The 18441-nt window shown below is 60.7% G+C and carries 17 protein-coding genes; 10 read left to right on the plus strand and 7 right to left on the minus strand.

Annotation, left to right across the window (positions count from 1 at the left end; translation table 11 throughout):
* Window positions 1-7 precede the first annotated feature (7 nt).
* From hemL to V5N13_RS08475, 6 genes are all read left to right on the plus strand, one after another.
* Window positions 8-1345 (plus strand): glutamate-1-semialdehyde 2,1-aminomutase, encoded by a 1338-nt coding sequence (hemL, locus tag V5N13_RS08450; RefSeq protein ID WP_336360409.1) that lies wholly within the window; start codon window positions 8-10, stop codon window positions 1343-1345.
* 94 nt (window positions 1346-1439) lie between these two features.
* Window positions 1440-2546, plus strand: coding sequence for a hydroxymethylbilane synthase (hemC, locus tag V5N13_RS08455; protein ID WP_336360410.1), 1107 nt, complete (start codon window positions 1440-1442; stop codon window positions 2544-2546).
* Window position 2547: 1 nt separating this feature from the next.
* Entirely contained in the window at window positions 2548-3291 is a 744-nt protein-coding gene (gene cobA, locus V5N13_RS08460; protein ID WP_336360411.1) for a uroporphyrinogen-III C-methyltransferase, read from the plus strand.
* Window positions 3288-4004, plus strand: coding sequence for a uroporphyrinogen-III synthase (locus V5N13_RS08465; RefSeq protein ID WP_336360412.1), 717 nt, complete (start codon window positions 3288-3290; stop codon window positions 4002-4004). Before cobA ends, V5N13_RS08465 begins: the two co-directional genes overlap by 4 nt.
* 56 nt (window positions 4005-4060) lie before the next feature.
* On the plus strand, window positions 4061-5473 hold the full coding sequence (locus V5N13_RS08470) for a DHH family phosphoesterase (RefSeq protein ID WP_336360413.1): 1413 nt from the start codon (window positions 4061-4063) through the stop codon (window positions 5471-5473).
* Between the two features lie 52 nt (window positions 5474-5525).
* Window positions 5526-6812, plus strand: a complete 1287-nt coding sequence (locus V5N13_RS08475) for a TIGR00341 family protein (protein ID WP_336360414.1) — start codon at window positions 5526-5528, stop codon at window positions 6810-6812.
* Window positions 6813-6821: 9 nt separating this feature from the next.
* On the opposite strand, the gene V5N13_RS08480 is transcribed toward V5N13_RS08475, so the two are convergent.
* Together V5N13_RS08480 and V5N13_RS08485 are read right to left on the minus strand one after the other, a co-directional pair.
* Window positions 6822-7139 carry a hypothetical protein gene (locus V5N13_RS08480; protein WP_336360415.1) on the minus strand — a complete coding sequence of 106 codons (318 nt, stop codon included), beginning with the start codon at window positions 7137-7139 and terminating at the stop codon, window positions 6822-6824.
* 96 nt (window positions 7140-7235) lie between these two features.
* Window positions 7236-7814 carry a histidine phosphatase family protein gene (locus V5N13_RS08485; protein WP_336360416.1) on the minus strand — a complete coding sequence of 193 codons (579 nt, stop codon included), beginning with the start codon at window positions 7812-7814 and terminating at the stop codon, window positions 7236-7238.
* A gap of 272 nt (window positions 7815-8086) precedes the next feature.
* Between V5N13_RS08485 and V5N13_RS08490 the strand changes: the two genes are divergently transcribed.
* The 4 genes from V5N13_RS08490 to V5N13_RS08505 all read left to right on the plus strand — a co-directional run bounded on the left by V5N13_RS08490 (window position 8087) and on the right by V5N13_RS08505 (window position 11118).
* The gene (locus tag V5N13_RS08490) at window positions 8087-8506 is read left to right on the plus strand and encodes a DUF6789 family protein (protein WP_336360417.1); all 420 of its coding nucleotides are present in this window, start codon (window positions 8087-8089) and stop codon (window positions 8504-8506) included.
* The gene (locus V5N13_RS08495; RefSeq protein WP_336360418.1) at window positions 8503-10218 is read left to right on the plus strand and encodes a cbb3-type cytochrome c oxidase subunit I; all 1716 of its coding nucleotides are present in this window, start codon (window positions 8503-8505) and stop codon (window positions 10216-10218) included. The genes V5N13_RS08490 and V5N13_RS08495 overlap by 4 nt, the downstream gene beginning before the upstream one ends.
* Window positions 10219-10396: 178 nt before the next feature.
* Window positions 10397-10717: a DUF5783 family protein gene (locus tag V5N13_RS08500; protein ID WP_336360419.1), complete on the plus strand. Its 321-nt coding sequence runs from the start codon at window positions 10397-10399 to the stop codon at window positions 10715-10717.
* Between the two features lie 44 nt (window positions 10718-10761).
* Complete coding sequence (locus V5N13_RS08505) at window positions 10762-11118, plus strand: NifU family protein (RefSeq protein WP_332897478.1); 357 nt, start codon at window positions 10762-10764, stop codon at window positions 11116-11118.
* Window positions 11119-11131: 13 nt separating this feature from the next.
* Here V5N13_RS08505 and V5N13_RS08510 read toward each other — a convergent pair whose 3' ends face one another.
* From V5N13_RS08510 to V5N13_RS08530, 5 genes are all read right to left on the minus strand, one after another.
* On the minus strand, window positions 11132-12025 hold the full coding sequence (locus V5N13_RS08510) for a ketopantoate reductase family protein (RefSeq protein WP_336360420.1): 894 nt from the start codon (window positions 12023-12025) through the stop codon (window positions 11132-11134).
* Window positions 12026-12050: 25 nt separating this feature from the next.
* On the minus strand, window positions 12051-12359 hold the full coding sequence (locus V5N13_RS08515; RefSeq protein ID WP_336360421.1) for a DUF7130 family rubredoxin-like protein: 309 nt from the start codon (window positions 12357-12359) through the stop codon (window positions 12051-12053).
* 325 nt (window positions 12360-12684) lie between these two features.
* Complete coding sequence (locus V5N13_RS08520; RefSeq protein WP_336360422.1) at window positions 12685-17715, minus strand: DNA polymerase II large subunit; 5031 nt, start codon at window positions 17713-17715, stop codon at window positions 12685-12687.
* On the minus strand, window positions 17712-18134 hold the full coding sequence (locus V5N13_RS08525) for a PPC domain-containing DNA-binding protein (RefSeq protein WP_336360423.1): 423 nt from the start codon (window positions 18132-18134) through the stop codon (window positions 17712-17714). Before V5N13_RS08525 ends, V5N13_RS08520 begins: the two co-directional genes overlap by 4 nt.
* Window positions 18135-18210: 76 nt before the next feature.
* Complete coding sequence (locus V5N13_RS08530; RefSeq protein ID WP_332897483.1) at window positions 18211-18384, minus strand: DUF7556 family protein; 174 nt, start codon at window positions 18382-18384, stop codon at window positions 18211-18213.
* Window positions 18385-18441: the final 57 nt, after the last annotated feature.

Below are 18441 nucleotides of genomic sequence, written 5' to 3' on the forward strand. Positions count from 1 at the left end.
ACCGGCCATGAACGAGTCGAACTCGCGCGCACTCTACGACCGAGCGCTGTCGGTGCTCCCCGGCGGGGTCAACTCACCAGTCCGGGCAACCAGACCGTATCCCTTCTTCATCAATCGCGGCGACGGCGGCCACGTCATCGACGCGGACGGTAACCGCTACATCGACTACGTGAACGGCTACGGCCCGCTTTTGTTGGGTCACGACCTCCCAGACCAGGTGACCGCAGCCATCCAGCGCACCGTCGCCGAAGGCCCGATGTTCGGCGCCCCAACGGAAGTCGAAGTCGAGCACGCAGAGTTCATCTCCCGCCACGTCCCGAGCGTCGAGATGGTGCGCTTTGTCAACAGCGGCACGGAAGCGACGGTGTCTGCGGTGCGACTGGCTCGCGGCTACACCGGTCGCGACAAAATCGTCGTCATGCAAGGCGGCTACCACGGCGCACAGGAATCGACGCTCGTCAAAGGCGACGCGTCGGGGGTCGCCCCATCGAGTCCGGGCATCCCGGCCGAGTTCGCCGCGAAGTCGATTCCCGTCCCGTTCAACGACGAGGAGGCGATCCGCGAGGTGTTCGACGCCCACGGCGACGAGATTGCGGCGGTGATAACCGAACCGATTCTCGGCAACTACGGCATCGTTCCGCCCGTCGAGGGCTACCTCGAATCGCTCCGGGCGATTACCGAGAATCACGGCAGCCTGCTCATTCTCGACGAGGTCATCACCGGCTTTCGCGTTGGCGGCCTCGGGTGTGCACAGGGGAAATTCGGCGTCGACCCCGACCTCACAACCTTCGGCAAGGTCATCGGCGGCGGGTTCCCTGTCGGCGCAATCGGCGGCAAAGTCGAAATCATGGAGCAGTTCACCCCGTCTGGCGACGTGTTCCAAGCCGGGACGTTCTCAGGCCACCCCGTGACGATGGCTGCGGGGCTTGAAACCCTGAAATTCGCCGCCGAGAACAAGGTGTACGACCACATCAACGCGCTCGGCGACCAACTGCGTCGGGGGCTCACGGACCTCGTCGAAGACCAGGCCCCGTCGTACACCGTGGCGGGCACCGACAGCATGTTCAAACTCATTTTCACCCGCGACGCGCCCGACTCGTGGGACGGCCACTGCGAAGCTGGCTGTACCCAGAACCCCGACTGCCCGCGGTATTCGACCTGTCCGAAAAACGGCGGCGACGTGAAAGCCGCAGAGACCGACCGCTGGGAGCGCCTGTTCTGGCCGAAGATGAAAGAACAGGGTATCTTCCTCACGGCCAATCAGTTCGAATCCCAGTTCGTGAGCTACGCGCACACGGAAGAAGACATCGAGCAGACGCTCGAAGCGTACAAACACGCGCTGTAGCGTTTTTTGTAGGCAGCCTATTGCACTGGCGTCGCGGTCACCGCCTGACCCCGAACGAATGTGCTTTTGCACGTCGAACGCAGAGAGCCACGTAATGACTACCGAGAAGACGACGATTCGCCTAGCCACGCGAGGCTCTGACCTTGCGCTGCGACAGGCGAGCATCGTCAAGACGGCGCTCGAAGACCGCCGTCACGAGGTCGAACTCGTGGAGGTGGAGACCACGGGCGACCAACTCGAAGACGCCCTCATCCACCAACTGGGCAAGACGGGCGCGTTCGTCCGCAGTCTGGACGAAAAAGTGCTCGACGGCGAGGTTGACGCCGCCGTCCACTCGATGAAAGACATGCCGACCGAGATGCCTGAAAACCTCGTCGTCGCGGGCGTCCCCCAGCGCACCCACCCCGGCGACGTGCTCGTGACCGAGGACGGGAGCGAGTTGAACGAACTCCCACAGGGCGCGGTGGTCGGCACGTCGAGTCTCCGGCGCAAAGCCCAACTGCTCGCAGAACGCCCGGATCTGCAGGTCGAACCCATCCGCGGCAACGTCGATACTCGCGTCCAGAAGCTGTTTGCCACCCGTTTGCAGAAAGAGCACGAACAGCGCATGGAGGCAGAGCACGCGCGCAAAGGGAATCTCGACAATCCCGACTACGAAAACGAGTACCGCCGGAACTTCGAACAGTGGTTCAACGACCTCTCCGAGTTCGAAAAGGGCGTCCTCGAATACGACCCAGAGCCGCGATACGACGCGCTCGTGATGGCCGAAGCCGGCCTCGTGCGCTCCGGGTTAGACGAGAAAGTCAACATGAAGCGCCTGCCGATGACCTCGTTCGTTCCTGCGCCCGGCCAAGGTGCGATTGCGGTCACCGCCCTCGACGGCGAACTGGGCGACTTCCTCCACAAGAAACTCGACCATCCTCGAACGCGCGTCGAGACGACGGTCGAGCGAACCATTCTCGCTGAACTGAACGGCGGGTGTATCGCGCCGATTGGCGTCACCGCCGTCGTTCAAGGCGCACACGTCCACACGACCGTTCGCGTGCTGAGTCAGGATGGCGAAGACACGATTTCCGTGACCCGCGATTTGAAAATCGAACGCCATCCCGTCCAAGCTCGCGACCTCGCCCACGAACTCGCAGACCGCGGGGCGCGCGAACTCGTCGAGGAAGCAAAGCGCGCGCTCGACAGCGAGGAATAACATGACGGGGAAGGTCTATCTCGTCGGTAGCGGCCCGGGCGACCCCGAGTTGATGACCGTCAAAGCCCGCCGGCTGCTCGATGTAGCCGACGTCGTCCTCCACGACAAACTGCCCGGCCCGGAAATCATCGACCTCATTCCCGAAGCCCGACGCGAGGACGTGGGCAAGCGCGCCGGCGGCGAGTGGACGCCCCAAGAGTACACGAACAACCGGCTGGTCGAACTTGCCCGCGAGGGGAAAACCGTCGTGCGACTCAAAGGTGGCGACCCGTTCGTGTTCGGCCGCGGTGGCGAGGAGATGGAACACCTTGCCGAGAATGAAATTCCGTTCGAAATCGTCCCCGGCGTGACTTCGACGATTGGCGGGCCGGGCGTCGCGGGCATCCCCGTCACCCACCGCGACCACGCCTCAAGCGTTTCGTTCGTCACGGGTCACGAAGACCCGACAAAAGAGGAATCGGCGGTCAACTGGCAGGCGCTCGCGGACACCGGCGGCACCATCGTCGTCGTGATGGGCGTCGGCAAGCTCCCGAACTACACGAAGGCACTGCTGGAAGCGGGCATGGCCCCTGATACTCCCGTCGCACTCATCGAACGCGCGACGTGGCCCGACATGCGCGTGGCGATGGGCACGCTCGACACCATCGTTAACGTGCGCGACGAAGAAGGCATCAAACCGCCCGCAATCACCGTGATTGGTGAAGTCGCCGCGACCCGCGAGAAGGTCAAGGAGTTCCTCCGATGATTGCCGTCTTCCGTCCCGATGACGGCCGCCTTGAGGCCGCCGTCAAATTCATCGAATCGCTCGGCGCAGACGCACTCGGCGACGCCATGCTCGAAGTCCGCCCGACCGGAACCGCTCCCCGCGAGGACGGCGACTTCACGATTCTCACGAGCAAGACCGGCGTCGAACTTGCGAACCAAACGGGCTGGAACGCGAAGGGAACCATCTGCGCGGTTGGCGAGGGAACCGCCAGCCGACTCCGCGACTTCGAGTATCCCGTCCACCGCATCCCCGACGAATTTTCGTCTGCCGGATTGGTCGAAGAACTTGCTGCCGACGTGGACGGCGCGCGCGTCGAAGTCGCCAGAAGCGACCACGGCAGCCCTGTCCTCACCGACGGTCTCGAAGCCGCCGGAGCCTACGTTCACGAGACGATTCTGTACGAACTCGTGCGTCCCGAGGATGCCGGAAGCTCCGCAGAGGCGGCCGCCGCAGGCGAGCTTTCAGGCGCGATTTTTACCTCCTCGCTGATGGTCCAGAACTTCTTGGATGCGGCAGAGAAACGAGGGCTTCGCAGTGAAGCATTGGCAGGCCTGAACGACGCGGTGGTCGGCGTCATTGGCGAACCCACGAAATCGACGGCCGAGGGGCTTGGAATCGCAGTCGACGTAGTGCCTGAAAAGGCGGATTTTGAGACGCTCGCGCGGGCAGTCATCGCGGCGTCTGCAAACTAACTGTTCTGCTCGCAGCAAGCGAGTCTTTAAACGGGATACCGCCCCAACCATGGATAATGGCCGGTCCCGTCCCCGAACTCGAAGCCCGCGCCGAGGCGTGCGCTGACCGTCTCCGCGAGGCGGACAAAGTGCTGCTCGCCTCACACATCGACGCAGACGGACTCACGAGCGCGGCGATAGCCTCGCGCGCGCTCGAACGCGCTGAGGTTCCCTTCGAGACGGTGTTCAAAAAGCAACTGGACGAGACCGAAATCGCCTCGATTGCGGCGTGTGACTACGAGACGGTTCTGTTTACTGACTTCGGCAGCGGGCAACTCGACGCGATTGGCGCTCACGAGGAGGCGGGCGATTTTACGCCGATAATCGCAGACCACCACCAGCCCGCAGAGACCGAGACAGCGTTCCATCTGAATCCGCTGCTGTTCGGGTTGGATGGTGCCTCGGAGCTTTCGGGAGCCGGCGCGGCATACGTGCTCGCGCGGGCATTAGGGGGCGAAGAGAATCGAGACTTGGCCGCCCTCGCCGTGGTCGGCGCGGTAGGCGACATGCAAGCCACCGACGGCGAGTTGCTGGGCGCGAACGCGAACATCGTGGCAGAGGGCGTCGAAGTCGGCGTCCTCGACACCGGCACCGACCTCACCTTTTATGGGAAACAGACGCGCCCACTCCCGAGGCTCCTCGAATACGCGAGCGACGTCAACATCCCCGGGATTTCGAACTCAGAGCGCGGGGCGCACAACTTCCTCTCGAAGCTTGACCTCGACTTGAAAGACGGGAACGAGTGGCGGCGCTGGGTTGACCTGTCGCTCGACGAGCGCCAGACACTTGCGAGTGCGTTGCTCAAACACGCCATCAGCCGTGGCGTGCCCGCAGACCGGATTCAAAGTTTGGTGGGCACGTCCTACACGCTCGCCACAGAGGACGAGGGGACGGAACTGCGCGACCCGAGTGAGTTTTCGACGCTGCTCAACGCCACCGCCCGCTACGACCGCGCAGACGTTGGACTCGCCGTCTGTCTCGGGGACCGCGAAGGGGCGCTCGACCGTGCGCGAAAACTGCTCTCGAATCACCGTCGAAATCTCTCGGATGGTCTGCGCTGGGTCACTGAGGAGGGCGTGAATCGGGAAGAACACATCCAGTGGTTCCACGCGGGCGACCGCATCCGCGAGACGATTGTCGGCATCATCGCGGGGATGGCCGTGGGCGCAGACGGCATCGACCGCGGCGTGCCAATCTTCGCGTTCGCAGACAAAACCGACGAACCCGAGGAGGTGAAGGTTTCTGCGCGCGGGTCGCCCGCGCTCGTCCGCAAGGGACTCGACCTCTCGGTGGTCATTGGCGAGGCTGCGCGGTCGGTCGGCGGCGACGGTGGCGGCCACAACGTCGCGGCGGGTGCGACCGTCCCGAAGGGCAAAGAGCAGGCGTTCATCGCGGAAGCAGACCGATTGGTTGGCGAGCAACTGTCCTGACCGGCTGTGAAACGGCCGCATCACTGATACGCATCCTCGCGCGAAAGGTGATATGCGTCTCGTACAGGTGTTCGTTCCAAGCGAACATCGGGCTTCCGTCGAGGACATCCTCGACGACGAAAATATCGATTCTATCTCGACAGTCGAAGAGGGAACGGGCGACGGCATGGTCTTTCATTTTCCCCTCCCACCACAGGCGGTCGAGCACGTCTTAGACCGACTCGAAGAAGCCGGGATTGAACGCGAAGAGTACACGGTTGTGTTGAACGCAGAGACGGTGCACACGCCGCGATTCAGCGAGCTCGAAGAACAGTACATCGAGGGAACCGACGAAAACGACCGCATCGCAAGCGAAGAGATTCGGACGAAGGCGCGCAACATGCACCCGAATCCGGTGACGTACTACGCGATGACGGTGCTCTCTGCGCTCGTGGCGACGGCAGGGCTGTTGCTCAACTCACCGGCCATCGTCGTCGGGTCGATGGTCATCGCCCCGCAGGTCGGCTCTGCGCTGACCGCGAGCGTCGGTGCCGTCCTCGACGACCGTAAAATGTTCGCAGAGGGCATGCGCGCGCAGGTGTATGGGCTGGCGCTCGCCATCGTTGGCGCGGCCGCTTTCGGGTGGGTGTTGAAGTCGGCGGCGTTCATGCCAACCGCGCTCGACGTCGAGACGGTCGACCAGATTAGCCAACGCATCTCGCCGGGATTTCTCTCGTTTATCGTCGGTATCAGCGCGGGGGCGGCGGGCGCGTTCGGGCTGGCAACGGCGCTTCCCGCCTCACTCATCGGTGTCATGATTGCTGCCGCGCTCATCCCCGCCGCCGCGGCGGTGGGAATTGGTATTGCGTGGGGGTACCCAACGGTCGCCGCTGGGGCGTTCGTCCTGCTCATCATGAACGCGGCGGCAATCAATCTCTCCGGGTTTGCCGTGTTGCGCTATCTCGGCTACCGGCCGGGTCGGGTCGAAAACGGCGACATCGGGCGACCGTCGATTGGCGCGATTGCGGCGGCCGTCCTTGTCGTGAGTTCGCTCGCCGTCGCCGGAGCCGTGACGACTCAACAGGTTTCGTTCGAGAACACGGTCAACAGCGACGTCGAAAACATCCTGTCACAGCCGGGGTACCGCGAACTCGAACTCGTTCGGGTCGATACGTCGATTACGGACGCAGGACTGCTCACCGACAAGCAGCAAGTCACCGTTGTCATCCGTCGCCCGCCTGACCGGGCGTATTCAGGGTTGGCACCCGCAATCGCGAGTGCCGTCTCACAGCACACGGACCAGCAGGTCGTCGTCGAAATCACCTACGTCGAGCAGGAACGCTACACCCAGTCGTCGTGACTGAGAAACTCAGGGACTCGCGTTCGGGCCGAGTTGGCCAACCACCGATGCGAGATACGTGGACATTCCGCCGGGGACGCCATCCAACCCTTTGGTGAACACGGGTGTTCCCGGCGAACGGGTTTCGAGCGTGGTGAGCCACGCGGCGCGTTGTTCTTCTGAGAGCCCGCCGCCAAGGACGACGGCGTCAAAGTAGCCCTGTTGCCAGACGGCATCGATATCGCCGTGGCTGTGGATACCGTCTACATCGTAGCCCGCTTCTCTGAGGTCTCGCACGAGGGACGTGGTGATGTCGAAATCACGCCCCACGATGAGAATTCTCGGCATTACTGTCTGCATAGCGTCCCCACCGAGTTCACGCTCGGCTACTAGGCTATTCGCACGGTAAGAAATTCTCTGTTTCGCTCACACGCCAGCGAGCAGTCAGGTCTGGCCAGCCGGGAGACGCTCACTTGAATGCAGCTCACCGCCTGAGAATTCGACGCGATAACAGTCCGGCATCGAAAGACTGTTGCGCCAAAACTCGATGTCGAAGCGGTCGTCGTAGTGGTTCAACATGAGCGTGAGGAGATTGCCGTGGGTGCCGATGACGACGTGGTCTCCCGCGTGGGCGTAGAGCAGGGCTTCGAGTGCGGACACACCCCGCGCCTGTGCCTCGTGATTCGACTCGCCGCCCGGCCACGCAAAGTCCCAGTCAGCCCAGACGGCGTCAATTGCGCGCTCGAAGGTTTCGCCAATCGCCTCCACTGGCCCATCGGTCAGTTGGCGCTCGCGGAAGTCGGCAACAACCTCGACGGGATGGTCGTGGTCGACGGCGATTGGTTCGACCGTCTGGACGGCGCGAGCGTAGGGACTGGAGTAAACTGTGTCGAGTGGAGATGGAGCGAGCGACGTTGCGAGCGTGGCGGCGGCCTCGTGGCCTTCCGCGGAGATCGGGCGGGGGGCTTCTCGATTGGGAAGCCACGGAGAGTGGGCGTGGCGAACGAAGTAGACGACGGTCATCGACGGCAGGAGTCGTGAATCGACCAAAAAGCCACCGACCGGGCGTTGTGCCGGGAACTCACGCAGCCGGTGTGAAGGAGTGTGGCGCGTATTTTATATCGTAGCATGCAGTTTATTTCCAGTCCGTGACGACGGCGCATCTCGGCGTAAAACCGCCTGATGACGTCGATCACAGCGGATAACGCGGCTCACACGAGCCGCATCTCGAAAATTGCCAGTTGAACAAACGATGGCCGCGAACGTTTTTATCCCACGGGTAGGATGCCCAACCAATGAACCGACCGTTGAGCGCCATCGCGGGTGGGGCCGCCGGTATGGCCCTGCTTTCGGTGATGCTCGTCATGTTCGAAGTGGAGACGCGGTCGCAAATCGGGCTGTTCGACGTGATTGCTCGATTCGTTGGCCTTCCCGGGCAAACGGCGCTTGGCTTCATCCTGTTTGCCCTCGCGGGCATCTTCGCCTGGCCCCTCCTGTTCATCTCGCTCGAAAATTACCTGCCGCTGTGGCCAGACCCCGCCGTCCGCGGGATGGGCTTTGCCGTCGCCTTCTGGGTCATCTTCATCGTGCTCGGCAGAGGGAGCCTCACAGGCCCCATCTTGCTGATGTATGGCGTCACAACATTGCTTGCCCACCTCGCCTACGGCTTCACGCTCGGCGCAGTGTACGCGAGCCTCTCGGAGACCCACCCATGAACCCAACCGTCCTGTTCGTCGCCGCGTGTATCTCACTCGCCACGCTCGCCCTCCTCAGAACGACCGGCTCGAAGCGCCTGCTCACCGACGGCGGGTTTATCGAATCGGCAGAGACAGCGACCCGTGAGAAACCGGCTGGACTCCTTCGGTGGATTACCACCGTGGATCACGCCGACATCGGGTTGCTCTATTTGCTGCTCGCCACCGTGGCTGGGCTGTGGGGTGGCATCGACGCGCTCATGATGCGCACCGAGTTGCTCACCGCAGAAACGACGGTGTGGAGTGCAGAGACGTACAACGCGCTGTTCACCACTCACGGCATCACGATGCTGTTTTTCTTCGCCACGCCCGTGTTCACGGGGATTGCGAACTACTTCATCCCGACGCTCGTGGGCGCAGACGACATGGCGTTCCCTCGTGTGAACGCTATCGCGTTCTGGTTGCTGCCGCCCGCGCTGTTGCTCGTACGCGCGGGACTGATTACGGAAGTCATCGCCAAAGTGCTCGCGCCGCTTGGCTTCCCGACGGCGGCGCTGTTCGCCATCAAGCCGCCGACGATTGGCTGGACGATGTACACACCGATGTCGCGTGCGGTGGCGAATCCAGAGGTTGACCTGTTCTTGTTGGGTCTCCATCTCTCGGGGATTGCCACCGTGATGGCGGCCATAAACATCATCGTCACCATCGTTGAGGAGCGCGATTCGAGCATCATCAACTGGGCGAACCTCGACATCTTCTCGTGGACGATGCTCACCGCGAGCGGCCTCATCATCTTCGCGTTCCCCATGCTCGGGAGTGCCATGATTATGCTCCTGCTCGACCGGAACTTCGGGACGCTCTTCTACTCGCTCGAAGCCGGTGGCCCCGCGCTCTGGCAACACCTGTTCTGGTTCTTCGGCCACCCAGAAGTGTACATCCTCGTCCTCCCGGCGTTTGGCATCGTGAGCTACATTCTCCCCAAATTCGCGGGACGCAAGCTGTTCGGGTTCAAGTTCGTCGTCTACTCGACGCTCGCCATCGGCGTACTCTCGTTCGGTGTGTGGGCCCACCACATGTTCACCACCGGGATGGACCCCCGGCTGCGCGCGTCGTTCATGGCCGTCTCACTGGCGATTGCCATCCCGAGCGCCGTGAAAACCTTTAACTGGATAACCACGCTCTACAACGGGAAAATTCGGCTGACCGCGCCGATGATCTTCTGCGTCGGTGGGATTTCGACGTTCATCATCGGCGGGGTCACGGGCGTCTTCCTCGCCTCGATTCCAGTTGACCTCCTGCTCCACGACACCTACTACGTCGTCGGGCACTTCCACCTGATTCTGGTGGGCATCATCGTGTTCGCCATGTTCGCGGCGAGTTACTACTGGTATCCCATCCTCACCGGGCGAATGTTCAACCAGCGGCTGGCTCGGGCGCACGCGTGGGTGAGCATCCTCGGCACGTTCCTCACCTTCAGCCCGATGTTGTTGATGGGATTGGCCGGACTCCCCCGGCGGTATGCCGCCTACCCCGAAGTGTTCGTCCCGCTCCAGCGCGCCGCCACCGTGGGCGCGCTCATCCTCTTCCTTGGGGTGGGGATGTGGCTCTGGAACATGATACAGTCGTATCGCGTTGGCGACGTGGTCGAAGACGCAGACGTGTGGAACCTGAAGGAGACAAACCAGTTCGGGCGCGAGTGGGAGTGGTTCGAAGAGCGGTTAGACAGGAAATGAGGGCGGGTTCGCGGCCGCGAGCAGCGAGTCTCCATATCGAGGGCCTGTGCGTGATAAATGGAATAGGACGATATACAATTCGGAGGGGTGCACCACGACACTTCGATGCACCACAGCAGCATCTCTCGACCTTCGTTGATTCGGCCAATTTTTATCCGCCGTTCTCCTTTCACCAGCCATGACCGAGTTCGACCCGGAGAAGTTCGAGGACAAGTACGTCCACTACTTCTCCCAACTCCAGCAGGCGTACAAGTCAGCGTTCAACCGCATGAACGACGAGTACGACTCTCAACTCATCCACGCCATCGACCAACAAGTGTTGAACGAGAGCGAACCGTTCTACGAGGGCGACGGCGAGTTCCGCATCGACATCCCAGAAAACCCCCACGAGCGCGTGACCGCGGTCATCGTCGACGACGAGAAACTGGATGCTGTTCTCTCGGTGTATCTCGACTACATCAACGAAGAACTCAAAGCCGTCTTCGACCTCCGCGAATAACCGAAGACCAAACATCTAAGGAGAATCGTCCCATAGCCGCGACCATGAGCACGGAATCCAGAGAGCCAGAAGACGACTTAGAAGAGCGCGTTATGAACTTCCTGCGGCGCAACTTCCCGCAGATTCAGATGCACGGCGGCAGTGCAGCCATCCAAGACATCAACCGCGAAGAGGGCTCGGTCACGGTCTCCCTCGGCGGTGCGTGCAGTGGCTGTGGCATCTCGCCGATGACGATTCAGGCGATCAAGAGCCGGATGGTCAAAGAGATTCCCGAAATCAACCAAGTCCACGCCACCACCGGCATGGACGGCATGGACGAGGGAATGGGCCACGGCATGACGCCGAATTTCCCGGGCGACGACGACAGCGACGAAAACGAAGGCCCACAGGCCCCGTTCTAACCGGTCTTCTGGCTCACGCACCCCGTGCGTGACGCTTCTCCCACGCTTTTAGCAAGTTCGTGAGCGACGCGTTCACTGGGACGGGAACGGCTCCCGCGTGCGCGACGATGTAGCCGTTGATGGCGTCGATTTCCGTCCGCCGGTCTAAGCGAATGTCTTGGAACATCGACGACGTGTTTTCAGCCGTGGCCGCTGCGACCGCTTCGACCGCAGCGACGGCGGCGGCTTCGGTGAGGTCGATACCCAGCGACTGGGCGACCCGGGCGGTTTCGCGGGCGGCCTCGGTTGCCAGCTCGTGTGCCGGCCCGTCAAGGATCTCGCCGTTTTCGATGCGCGCGAGGGCAGTGACGGGATTGATTCCCGCATTCACCGCGAGTTTCTCCCACCGGCGAAGCGGCATGTCGGCGGCGACGGTGGTGACGATTCCGGCCGTCTCGAACGCCTCGCCAACGCGGGCTGCGAGCGGGGCGTTCCCGCCGCCCGGCATGCCGAGCACTACGTCGCCGATGCCCGTACAGTAAACGTGGCCCGGTTCCGGGTTCACCGCGCCGTAGGTGCAGGTGCCCGCGAGAATGGAACAATCGAGCAGCGCGGCGAGGGTTTCCTCGTTGCCCATCCCATTTTGCAGAGTGAGCAGGGCGTCTGCAGTACAGTCCGCGAGGGCGCGTGCCGCCGCCTCGGTGTCGAAGGCCTTGACGGTGACGACGACGAGGTCTGCGCTCGTGGGAACGGTCGTGCCCGCCTCGGGGTGGACAGTGAAATCGAACGCGCCGCCGAGGTGGAGTCCCGACTCACGCACGGCCTGCATGTGTGGGTCGCGTCCGACGAGCGTCACGTCGTGTTCGCGGGCGAGAAGGCCGCCAATGAGACTGCCCAAACTCCCCGCGCCGAACACGACAATATCCATACCGGGAGTGGCCCCGGAGAGAAAATCAGTCTTCCGTGTAGTAGTAGAGGTCCTCTTTCGGCGCGTCACACGACGGGCAGGTGTCGGGAAGGTCATCTTCGATGTCGCCCATCTCGCCACACGAGAAACAGCGCCACATCAACTCGCCTTCACCGAACTCGTGGCCTGCCCGAAGGTGCTCAATTGAGAGGCCGCCGGGGCCGTCGTTCGTGGTGACGTAGAAGCCGTGTTCGTCGAACCCGCGAATCGTCCCGAGTTTCTCGCCACCTTCGTCGTACACGTCAAGGCCGAACGGGAGTTTCTTCTCAGCGTGTGTTTGTGCAGTGTCACCCATACCCACGACATTCGCTCGCTAACGAGATAAAACGCCACGTCAACGTCTGAAAAAGTCAGATTTGGCAGAATGAGTTTTGTCAGAGACGTTGCGGAGGCGGTGTGATCGCTGTGCGGTTGCGGAGGCAGTTGCGGTAGCGAGTCAGTGCGGTGGCGGTTGCTGTTGCGGAAGCCGTTAAGTGCGGCATCCGAACGCGCCAGCGGCGCGTTCGGCCTTTTTCATGTCTTCGTGAGCGGAGCGAACGAAGGCTCGAAGCAGGAAACCTGCTTCGGTGAACGTTTTTGCCAGCGGGGGTCGCAACGCGACCCCCCGCCGGAAAAAGGTTCTACATGAAATCAGAAATCTTCGACGCCTTGTTTTTGTCATTCTCGAACACCGAGCGAATCGACTGGTCGAGGATGTCGAGACGCTGTTTGGTGTATTCGCGTGCGCCGTACTCGTCTGCGACGCGGATGGCGGTGTCCACGTACTTTTTCACGGAGCCTTCGTGGACAGTGAGATTGACCCGGCCGCCACACTCGTTGCAGTCACCAGAGAGCGGGAAGCGACGGAACTTCTTGCCGCAGTCGAGACACCGCGTCTTCTGGCGGGAGAACGCCCGGAGGTTGCCGATGATGTCGGGCATGAAGTGGTACTCGATGACGCGCTCTGCGACGTCGGTTTCATCGACGGCCCGAAGCTTTCGCGCGAGTTCGAGTTGCGCCTCCATCTTGTCCATCATCGACCCGAGCGTTTTGTACGCAGAGAGGTCAGGGCCGAGCGCGATGTTCGAGGTGTCGTGGGTGTGGCGAAACTCGGTGTACTCGCGGTCGGTCCCGAGATTTGCCTCGGCGATTTTGATGTCCACGTCGCCGGGGTCTGCCATCTCGCGGGTCGCCTCGTAGAACTCGCGGGGATAGCGGTCCACGATGTCCATGTTGTGCGCCTCGTCGTCGATTTCCGAGGGGTCGATGCGCGAGGACATGACGAGCGGAGCGTCCATGCGGCCGCCGCGCTTGTTCGGAAGGTACTGCTTCGAGAAGTTGAGCAGGCCGTCCATGAGGAGCATGACGCAATCTTCATCCCCGTCACATTGCTTAACCCCAAGATCATTGGCAATCAATGAGTGGGTGTCAGAAACGGTGATATCATAGAGATATTCGGCATCGCTTTCAAGAATTTGGACGCTACTAATAGATTCTATCAGGACATCAGAGTCGCCACCATCGAAGACTCGACGGGAGGATATTTGAGTGGAATTTGAAACCCGAGATAGAATCTCCTGTTTTCGAGTGAGATGAAATCCGATAGTCGATGCAAATTCTCGTGCATCTTCTGAAGAAATCATGATCACAAACGAAGGTCGGGATGTCAGTGAATCGTCTATCGAATAGAAATCTGGGAATTTTTCACAGAGTTTTACAGGAGGCTTGCGGTCAACCCGAGCTTTGATTCCGAGTTTGGTTAGCAGAGCAAGAAGATCTTCAGTGAGTTCTAAACTTACAGTAGTTGCCTGAACGGAGAGATAGTTAGAGGTTGTGTGACCATCTCCACTGAAGTATCCTCTCAAGTAGGCTGCAACAATTTCGTCTGTTGAATCAAATATGCATTGTGGGACACGCTTCGTATGAGCGAAGATTCCTGCTTCAATAACTGAGTCGAAGAAAGTGCGTAACAGACGGCCAGAAGCGGTGACTTTGGCCTCATTTTCTTTGTAGGGATTGACTTCAAATTCTTGCTCAAGAGCGTCAATGAAGAATTCACGCGCCTGTATTTCGGTTCCGCAGATAGTTGTCTGATGAATAGGTCCTTTTGGAGTTTCCTGTTCTCTTGCGAAACCTTCTGCTGTATAATATCCTAATAGAGTCGAAAGCCGTTCAGTTAATTCAACAGTCCGTTTTATCTTCGCTGTATCTCGCTTCATCCCAAGCATCACATCATCTGGGACGAACTCTAACAGCGCTTGTTCAGAACCAAGAATTTCGCAGAGAAGGTCAGCAGGGAAACTTTCACGGTATAAATAGTTACTCAGTGTTTTGTGGTTGATACCGAGAATCTTTGCTGTGGTTTTGAGAGCATAGAACTCACCATCCCACTGGCCAGATAGATTCTCTTCAAATACCTGATAGAGCGTATCTTTCTCTAAACCATGAATCATCAAACAACTATTGTCGATTGAGTCGATTTCAAGAAATTCGGATAAAAGGTCGAATTTCTGATTTGTAGTGGAACGAGTTTCCAGATTCAACTGCGTTGGTGTAACAAGACAGTCATCAGTAGAGAGTTCCAGTGCCTTTTTGCCGGTCACTGAATCATTATCGAAGTCGTAAACTTGGACTTCGTGTTCCGGCGTGACTTTTAGCTCTCGTCCACTGCGCGTCTCGATTTGAATCAGATGGTCAGGAGAGGGGTGCTTCGAGACTGCTTCAACCCGTTTTCGAACGACTTCACCCTCATCAGTCACCGAAGGCACGAACACGTCACCATCAAGTTCCGAAACGAGCGTCCCAAAGTCGTCCTCGCGTGGATTTTCGAGACGCTCCTCGACAAGCGACTTAATCTCGTCGTAGTGCCACTCGCCTGCTTCGTCCGCGAACCAAACCTTGGTCGTCGGGTAGAAGCAATTCCGCCGTTTTGCCGCGTGAAAGTACGGATGTGCATATCCCACTGCCGCACTCGTGAAGCCAATCACGCGGCCGACGACTGCGGCACTCGTGTGGGGAGCCATCCCGAAAACGAGTTCGCCGACCAAATCCTGCCGGTCTTCGAACTCGTAGAACGGTTCGAGGTCGTAGTACTGGGTCAGCAAGTCATCGACAAAGCCGCCGATGCGGAGCATGTGTTCTGCCGCGCCGTCTGAGAGGACGATGTCCTGCACCCGGAGTTCGACCACTTGGTCGTCGTGTTCGAGGGGGTCGCCGTTCATGTCCTCGTAGTAGCCGAGTTCGCGCAGTTGGTCGGCGGTGACGTCGAGTTCGTCCGCGCGGACGGCAGTGACGGGCAGGTCGGTCATGTCGTAGCGGACGGTGCCGTCTTTGAACACGGAGACGCCGTTTTTGCTCCGGAGGATGCCCTTCTCCATCGGTTCGGGCGTCTTATGTTTCGATGTGAGGCCTTTCACGCCTTTCAGGATGTCAAAGGAGGTCTCGCGTTCGCCCACGTTATCGAGGGCGTTGCGGTACTCCTCGCGGATGTTGACCGGGCGGCGCCATTCACTGGAGGCTTCCTTGCCACAGCGCGGGCACTCTGCACGGCCTGCTTCGTCGGGTTCGACCTCGATTTCACAGCTCCAACACTCGTACTGGGGTTGGGTCGCACTCTGGCACTTCGGGCACTTGTTTTTGAACGTGATTTCGCCACAGGCGGTGCAGGTGCGCTTGCCTACGGTGACTTCGACCTCGCCGCGGACGGCGTTGCGGTCGGCGAAGTGGTTCGCGGCTTCCGAAACCGAGCGCTGATTGCCCCCGGCCTCACCAATCGGGAACAGGGTGTGAACCGCCGGACTCAGGTCGCGCTTTTCCGATTTTTCGGGCCGCCCCATGCGGTTCCCGATGCGGGTCGGCGCGCGTTCTTGGAGGGTGAACGGAGCGACTTCGTTCACGGCTTTGTGTGCATTTGGCCATTTTCGGGATTCAGCAGAGAGGTCGTCCCATTGTTTGTCTAACTCCTCGCTGAGGCCGAGCGACGCGACGAACGGTTTCCACGTCGGGATGCGAATCTCCTCTGGGCCCTGTGAGTGCTCGATGAGGAGCCATTCGAGCGCCTGTCTCGCGTCGTCCGTGTTCGGCACGTAGAGCGCCCCGTCATCGAGATACCCCTGCGAAACGGTGTCTGCGAGCGTTTCGAACTGCTCGACGGTGAGGTCGTGCCAGAGGTAGGTGTAGTCGGGATGCAGTGGCGCGTCGTACGCCTCGGCCCACGCAAGCGCTTGGGCTGGGTCAGGGTGTTCTACGTCTACGCGCGCGTCGTCTGCGAGCGCTTGGACATCTGCGCCCGCGTGCTCGAAGTCCTGAATCCACCACTCGTAGACATACGACGCGGGAATCAACTCGTGGTTGTTCTCGACGAACTCGCCGAAGTTGACGAGGTACTCCCCGAGGTCTAAGATTTCGACCACACCATTGCGGAGTTTCAGCGCCTCTGCGGGGTCATCAATGCGGCGCACGTCCCCGTTTGCGAGTTTGACCGTGGGGCCTTCGATGGAGTCAACGGGGATGACCCCACCGGCTTTCCCGGGGCGTTCGGTCTTGATTTGGGTGCCCGTTGCGAGGAAGTCGTCTACGACGTGCATCGTGGCGGGTTGGACGCCCGCGGTTGCGAAGCCGTGGTTGCGCGAGCGGCCGTAGCGCAGGCGAAAGCCGCCGGGCATGCTCGGGTGGGAAAAGACGGGGCGGCCCGCAATCAGGTCGCGCAGAAACTTGGTCTTGGGTTTGGCGCGCGGTGGCCCGTCGACTTCTGGTTCCGGCTCGGGTTCGGCCTCGTCTGCGTCTGCGGCCTCTGTGGGCTCTTCGTCAGTTTCCTCCTCCCCGTCGTCTTTGCCAATGGTGCCGTCGATGAGGTCGTCGAGCCACGGCCAGTCGATTTCGTCGAGTGCGGAGGTGTAACGCTTGATTTTCGGCGCTTTCTGGGCAATCCCTTCACCGAGGACGAGACACATCCCACCGCGAGGGTTGTTCGTGCCGACGCGCTCTAGGTCGCGAAACCCGGAAACCTCCTCGCTGCCGGTTGCCTCCCCGTCTAAGCAGATGGGGCAGTTGCGGGCGATGAACTTCGTCTCTTTGGGCTTTGGCGTGTACTGGAGGCCGGTCTCTTTGTCGTAGAGTTCGAGCTCTTCTGCGTAGCGTTCGACCTCGTCGTCGCGCGGTTTGTACTGGTCGATGCCGATGAGCGCGCGGGTGTAGTCTGCGACGAGCACGGACAGCGCTTGTGCCGTCCCACCCGCAGAGCGAATCGGGCCGGCGTAAAACACGCGGACGTACTCGCTGCCGTCGTCGTTCGGGACGATTTCGACGCGGTCGATGCCCTCGATGGGTGCGGCGACCACGCCTTCGGTGAGGAGGGCAACCGCCGTCCTGACCGCACCTTCGATTTTTCCTTCGCGGGTTTCGTAGTCACCGACTTTGCCGTCTGCGAAGTCTTTGGCGAGTTCGAGCGCCGCCTCCTCACGGCTCATCTGGTCTTCGAGTTCGCGGACGCGGGCGGCGACCCCGTCGATGCCGAGGATGTTCTCGACGCGGTCTGCCATGTCTTTGGCAATCGGAATCTCGACTTCGGGTTTGGGGTCGTTGCCCTGCTCTTTTGCCTTCGTCGCGAGCGCCATCGCATCGTCTAAGCGGTTTTCGAGCGTCTCGAAGTAGCGCTCGTCTTCCGGCCTCATAGCGGCCAGAGGTCGAGTTCCGTGGTGTCGTCAAAGGTTCGTTCGAGCGGTTCCTCGAAGGTTTTCACGTACACCTCACCGGCGAACACGGTGCCCGCGTTGAGGTGGCCAGCGAGAGTCTCGCCGTCCGCCCGCGAGAGGACGGCGTGGGTGTGGGCGAAGCGCTCGTCGTCGAGCCACGAGATGTTGCCCACGCAGGCGGCGACTTCGAGCGGTTCGTCGAATTCGACGGGATAGTACTCCGTGTCGGTCTGGTCGTAGAACCAGACTTCTGCGTCCTGCACCGCACCGAGTCCGAAAAAGAACGCTGCGTCGATGCCTTCGGCGGCGGCGAGGGATTCGAGCTCTTCGCGCCAGTCGGCACCCGTCTCTAAGCGAGTGACGAACTCGCGGGCGGTGGAGACTTCCCGATAGTGCATACGCTCGCCACGGTGGCGGCGATGAAAAATGTACAGGTCTGTGTGCGGGTAGTAAGGTCGAAAGAAGGTGTGTGGGTTATGCCCAGGCCGAGAGTGTCACGGTGTTGTTGACCGGACACGATACCCATGCGTCATCACGGCAAATGTCGGCAATGATGAGTCGGGAGATGCTCCCCGCTTCATCGACCGAGGCCATAACCTCGGCTTCGTCAAAGACCGGTTCCGACCGAGCCGTAATGTCCGGTGCCATACTATGCTATATCATAACAAACAATATAAACGCTCCGAATTGGGACGGCACGGTACG

It is taken from the genome of Haladaptatus sp. ZSTT2 (assembly GCF_037081775.1).
Taxonomy (GTDB): Archaea; Halobacteriota; Halobacteria; order Halobacteriales; family Halococcaceae; genus QDMS2.

Excerpts from the sequence above, each read along its gene's own strand:
- V5N13_RS08525 (WP_336360423.1), bottom strand. The coding sequence starts at position 18,134 with ATGCACTATCGGGAAGTCTCCACCGCCCGCGAGTTCGTCACTCGCTTA.
- V5N13_RS08500 (WP_336360419.1), top strand. The coding sequence starts at position 10,397 with ATGACCGAGTTCGACCCGGAGAAGTTCGAGGACAAGTACGTCCACTAC.
- hemC (WP_336360410.1), top strand. The coding sequence starts at position 1,440 with ATGACTACCGAGAAGACGACGATTCGCCTAGCCACGCGAGGCTCTGAC.
- V5N13_RS08530 (WP_332897483.1), bottom strand. The coding sequence starts at position 18,384 with ATGGCACCGGACATTACGGCTCGGTCGGAACCGGTCTTTGACGAAGCC.
- hemL (WP_336360409.1), top strand. The coding sequence starts at position 8 with ATGAACGAGTCGAACTCGCGCGCACTCTACGACCGAGCGCTGTCGGTG.
- cobA (WP_336360411.1), top strand. The coding sequence starts at position 2,548 with ATGACGGGGAAGGTCTATCTCGTCGGTAGCGGCCCGGGCGACCCCGAG.
- V5N13_RS08510 (WP_336360420.1), bottom strand. The coding sequence starts at position 12,025 with ATGGATATTGTCGTGTTCGGCGCGGGGAGTTTGGGCAGTCTCATTGGC.
- V5N13_RS08485 (WP_336360416.1), bottom strand. The coding sequence starts at position 7,814 with ATGACCGTCGTCTACTTCGTTCGCCACGCCCACTCTCCGTGGCTTCCC.
- V5N13_RS08515 (WP_336360421.1), bottom strand. The coding sequence starts at position 12,359 with ATGGGTGACACTGCACAAACACACGCTGAGAAGAAACTCCCGTTCGGC.
- V5N13_RS08465 (WP_336360412.1), top strand. The coding sequence starts at position 3,288 with ATGATTGCCGTCTTCCGTCCCGATGACGGCCGCCTTGAGGCCGCCGTC.
- V5N13_RS08475 (WP_336360414.1), top strand. The coding sequence starts at position 5,526 with ATGCGTCTCGTACAGGTGTTCGTTCCAAGCGAACATCGGGCTTCCGTC.
- V5N13_RS08505 (WP_332897478.1), top strand. The coding sequence starts at position 10,762 with ATGAGCACGGAATCCAGAGAGCCAGAAGACGACTTAGAAGAGCGCGTT.
- V5N13_RS08480 (WP_336360415.1), bottom strand. The coding sequence starts at position 7,139 with ATGCCGAGAATTCTCATCGTGGGGCGTGATTTCGACATCACCACGTCC.
- V5N13_RS08520 (WP_336360422.1), bottom strand. The coding sequence starts at position 17,715 with ATGAGGCCGGAAGACGAGCGCTACTTCGAGACGCTCGAAAACCGCTTA.
- V5N13_RS08495 (WP_336360418.1), top strand. The coding sequence starts at position 8,503 with ATGAACCCAACCGTCCTGTTCGTCGCCGCGTGTATCTCACTCGCCACG.
- V5N13_RS08490 (WP_336360417.1), top strand. The coding sequence starts at position 8,087 with ATGAACCGACCGTTGAGCGCCATCGCGGGTGGGGCCGCCGGTATGGCC.
- V5N13_RS08470 (WP_336360413.1), top strand. The coding sequence starts at position 4,061 with ATGGCCGGTCCCGTCCCCGAACTCGAAGCCCGCGCCGAGGCGTGCGCT.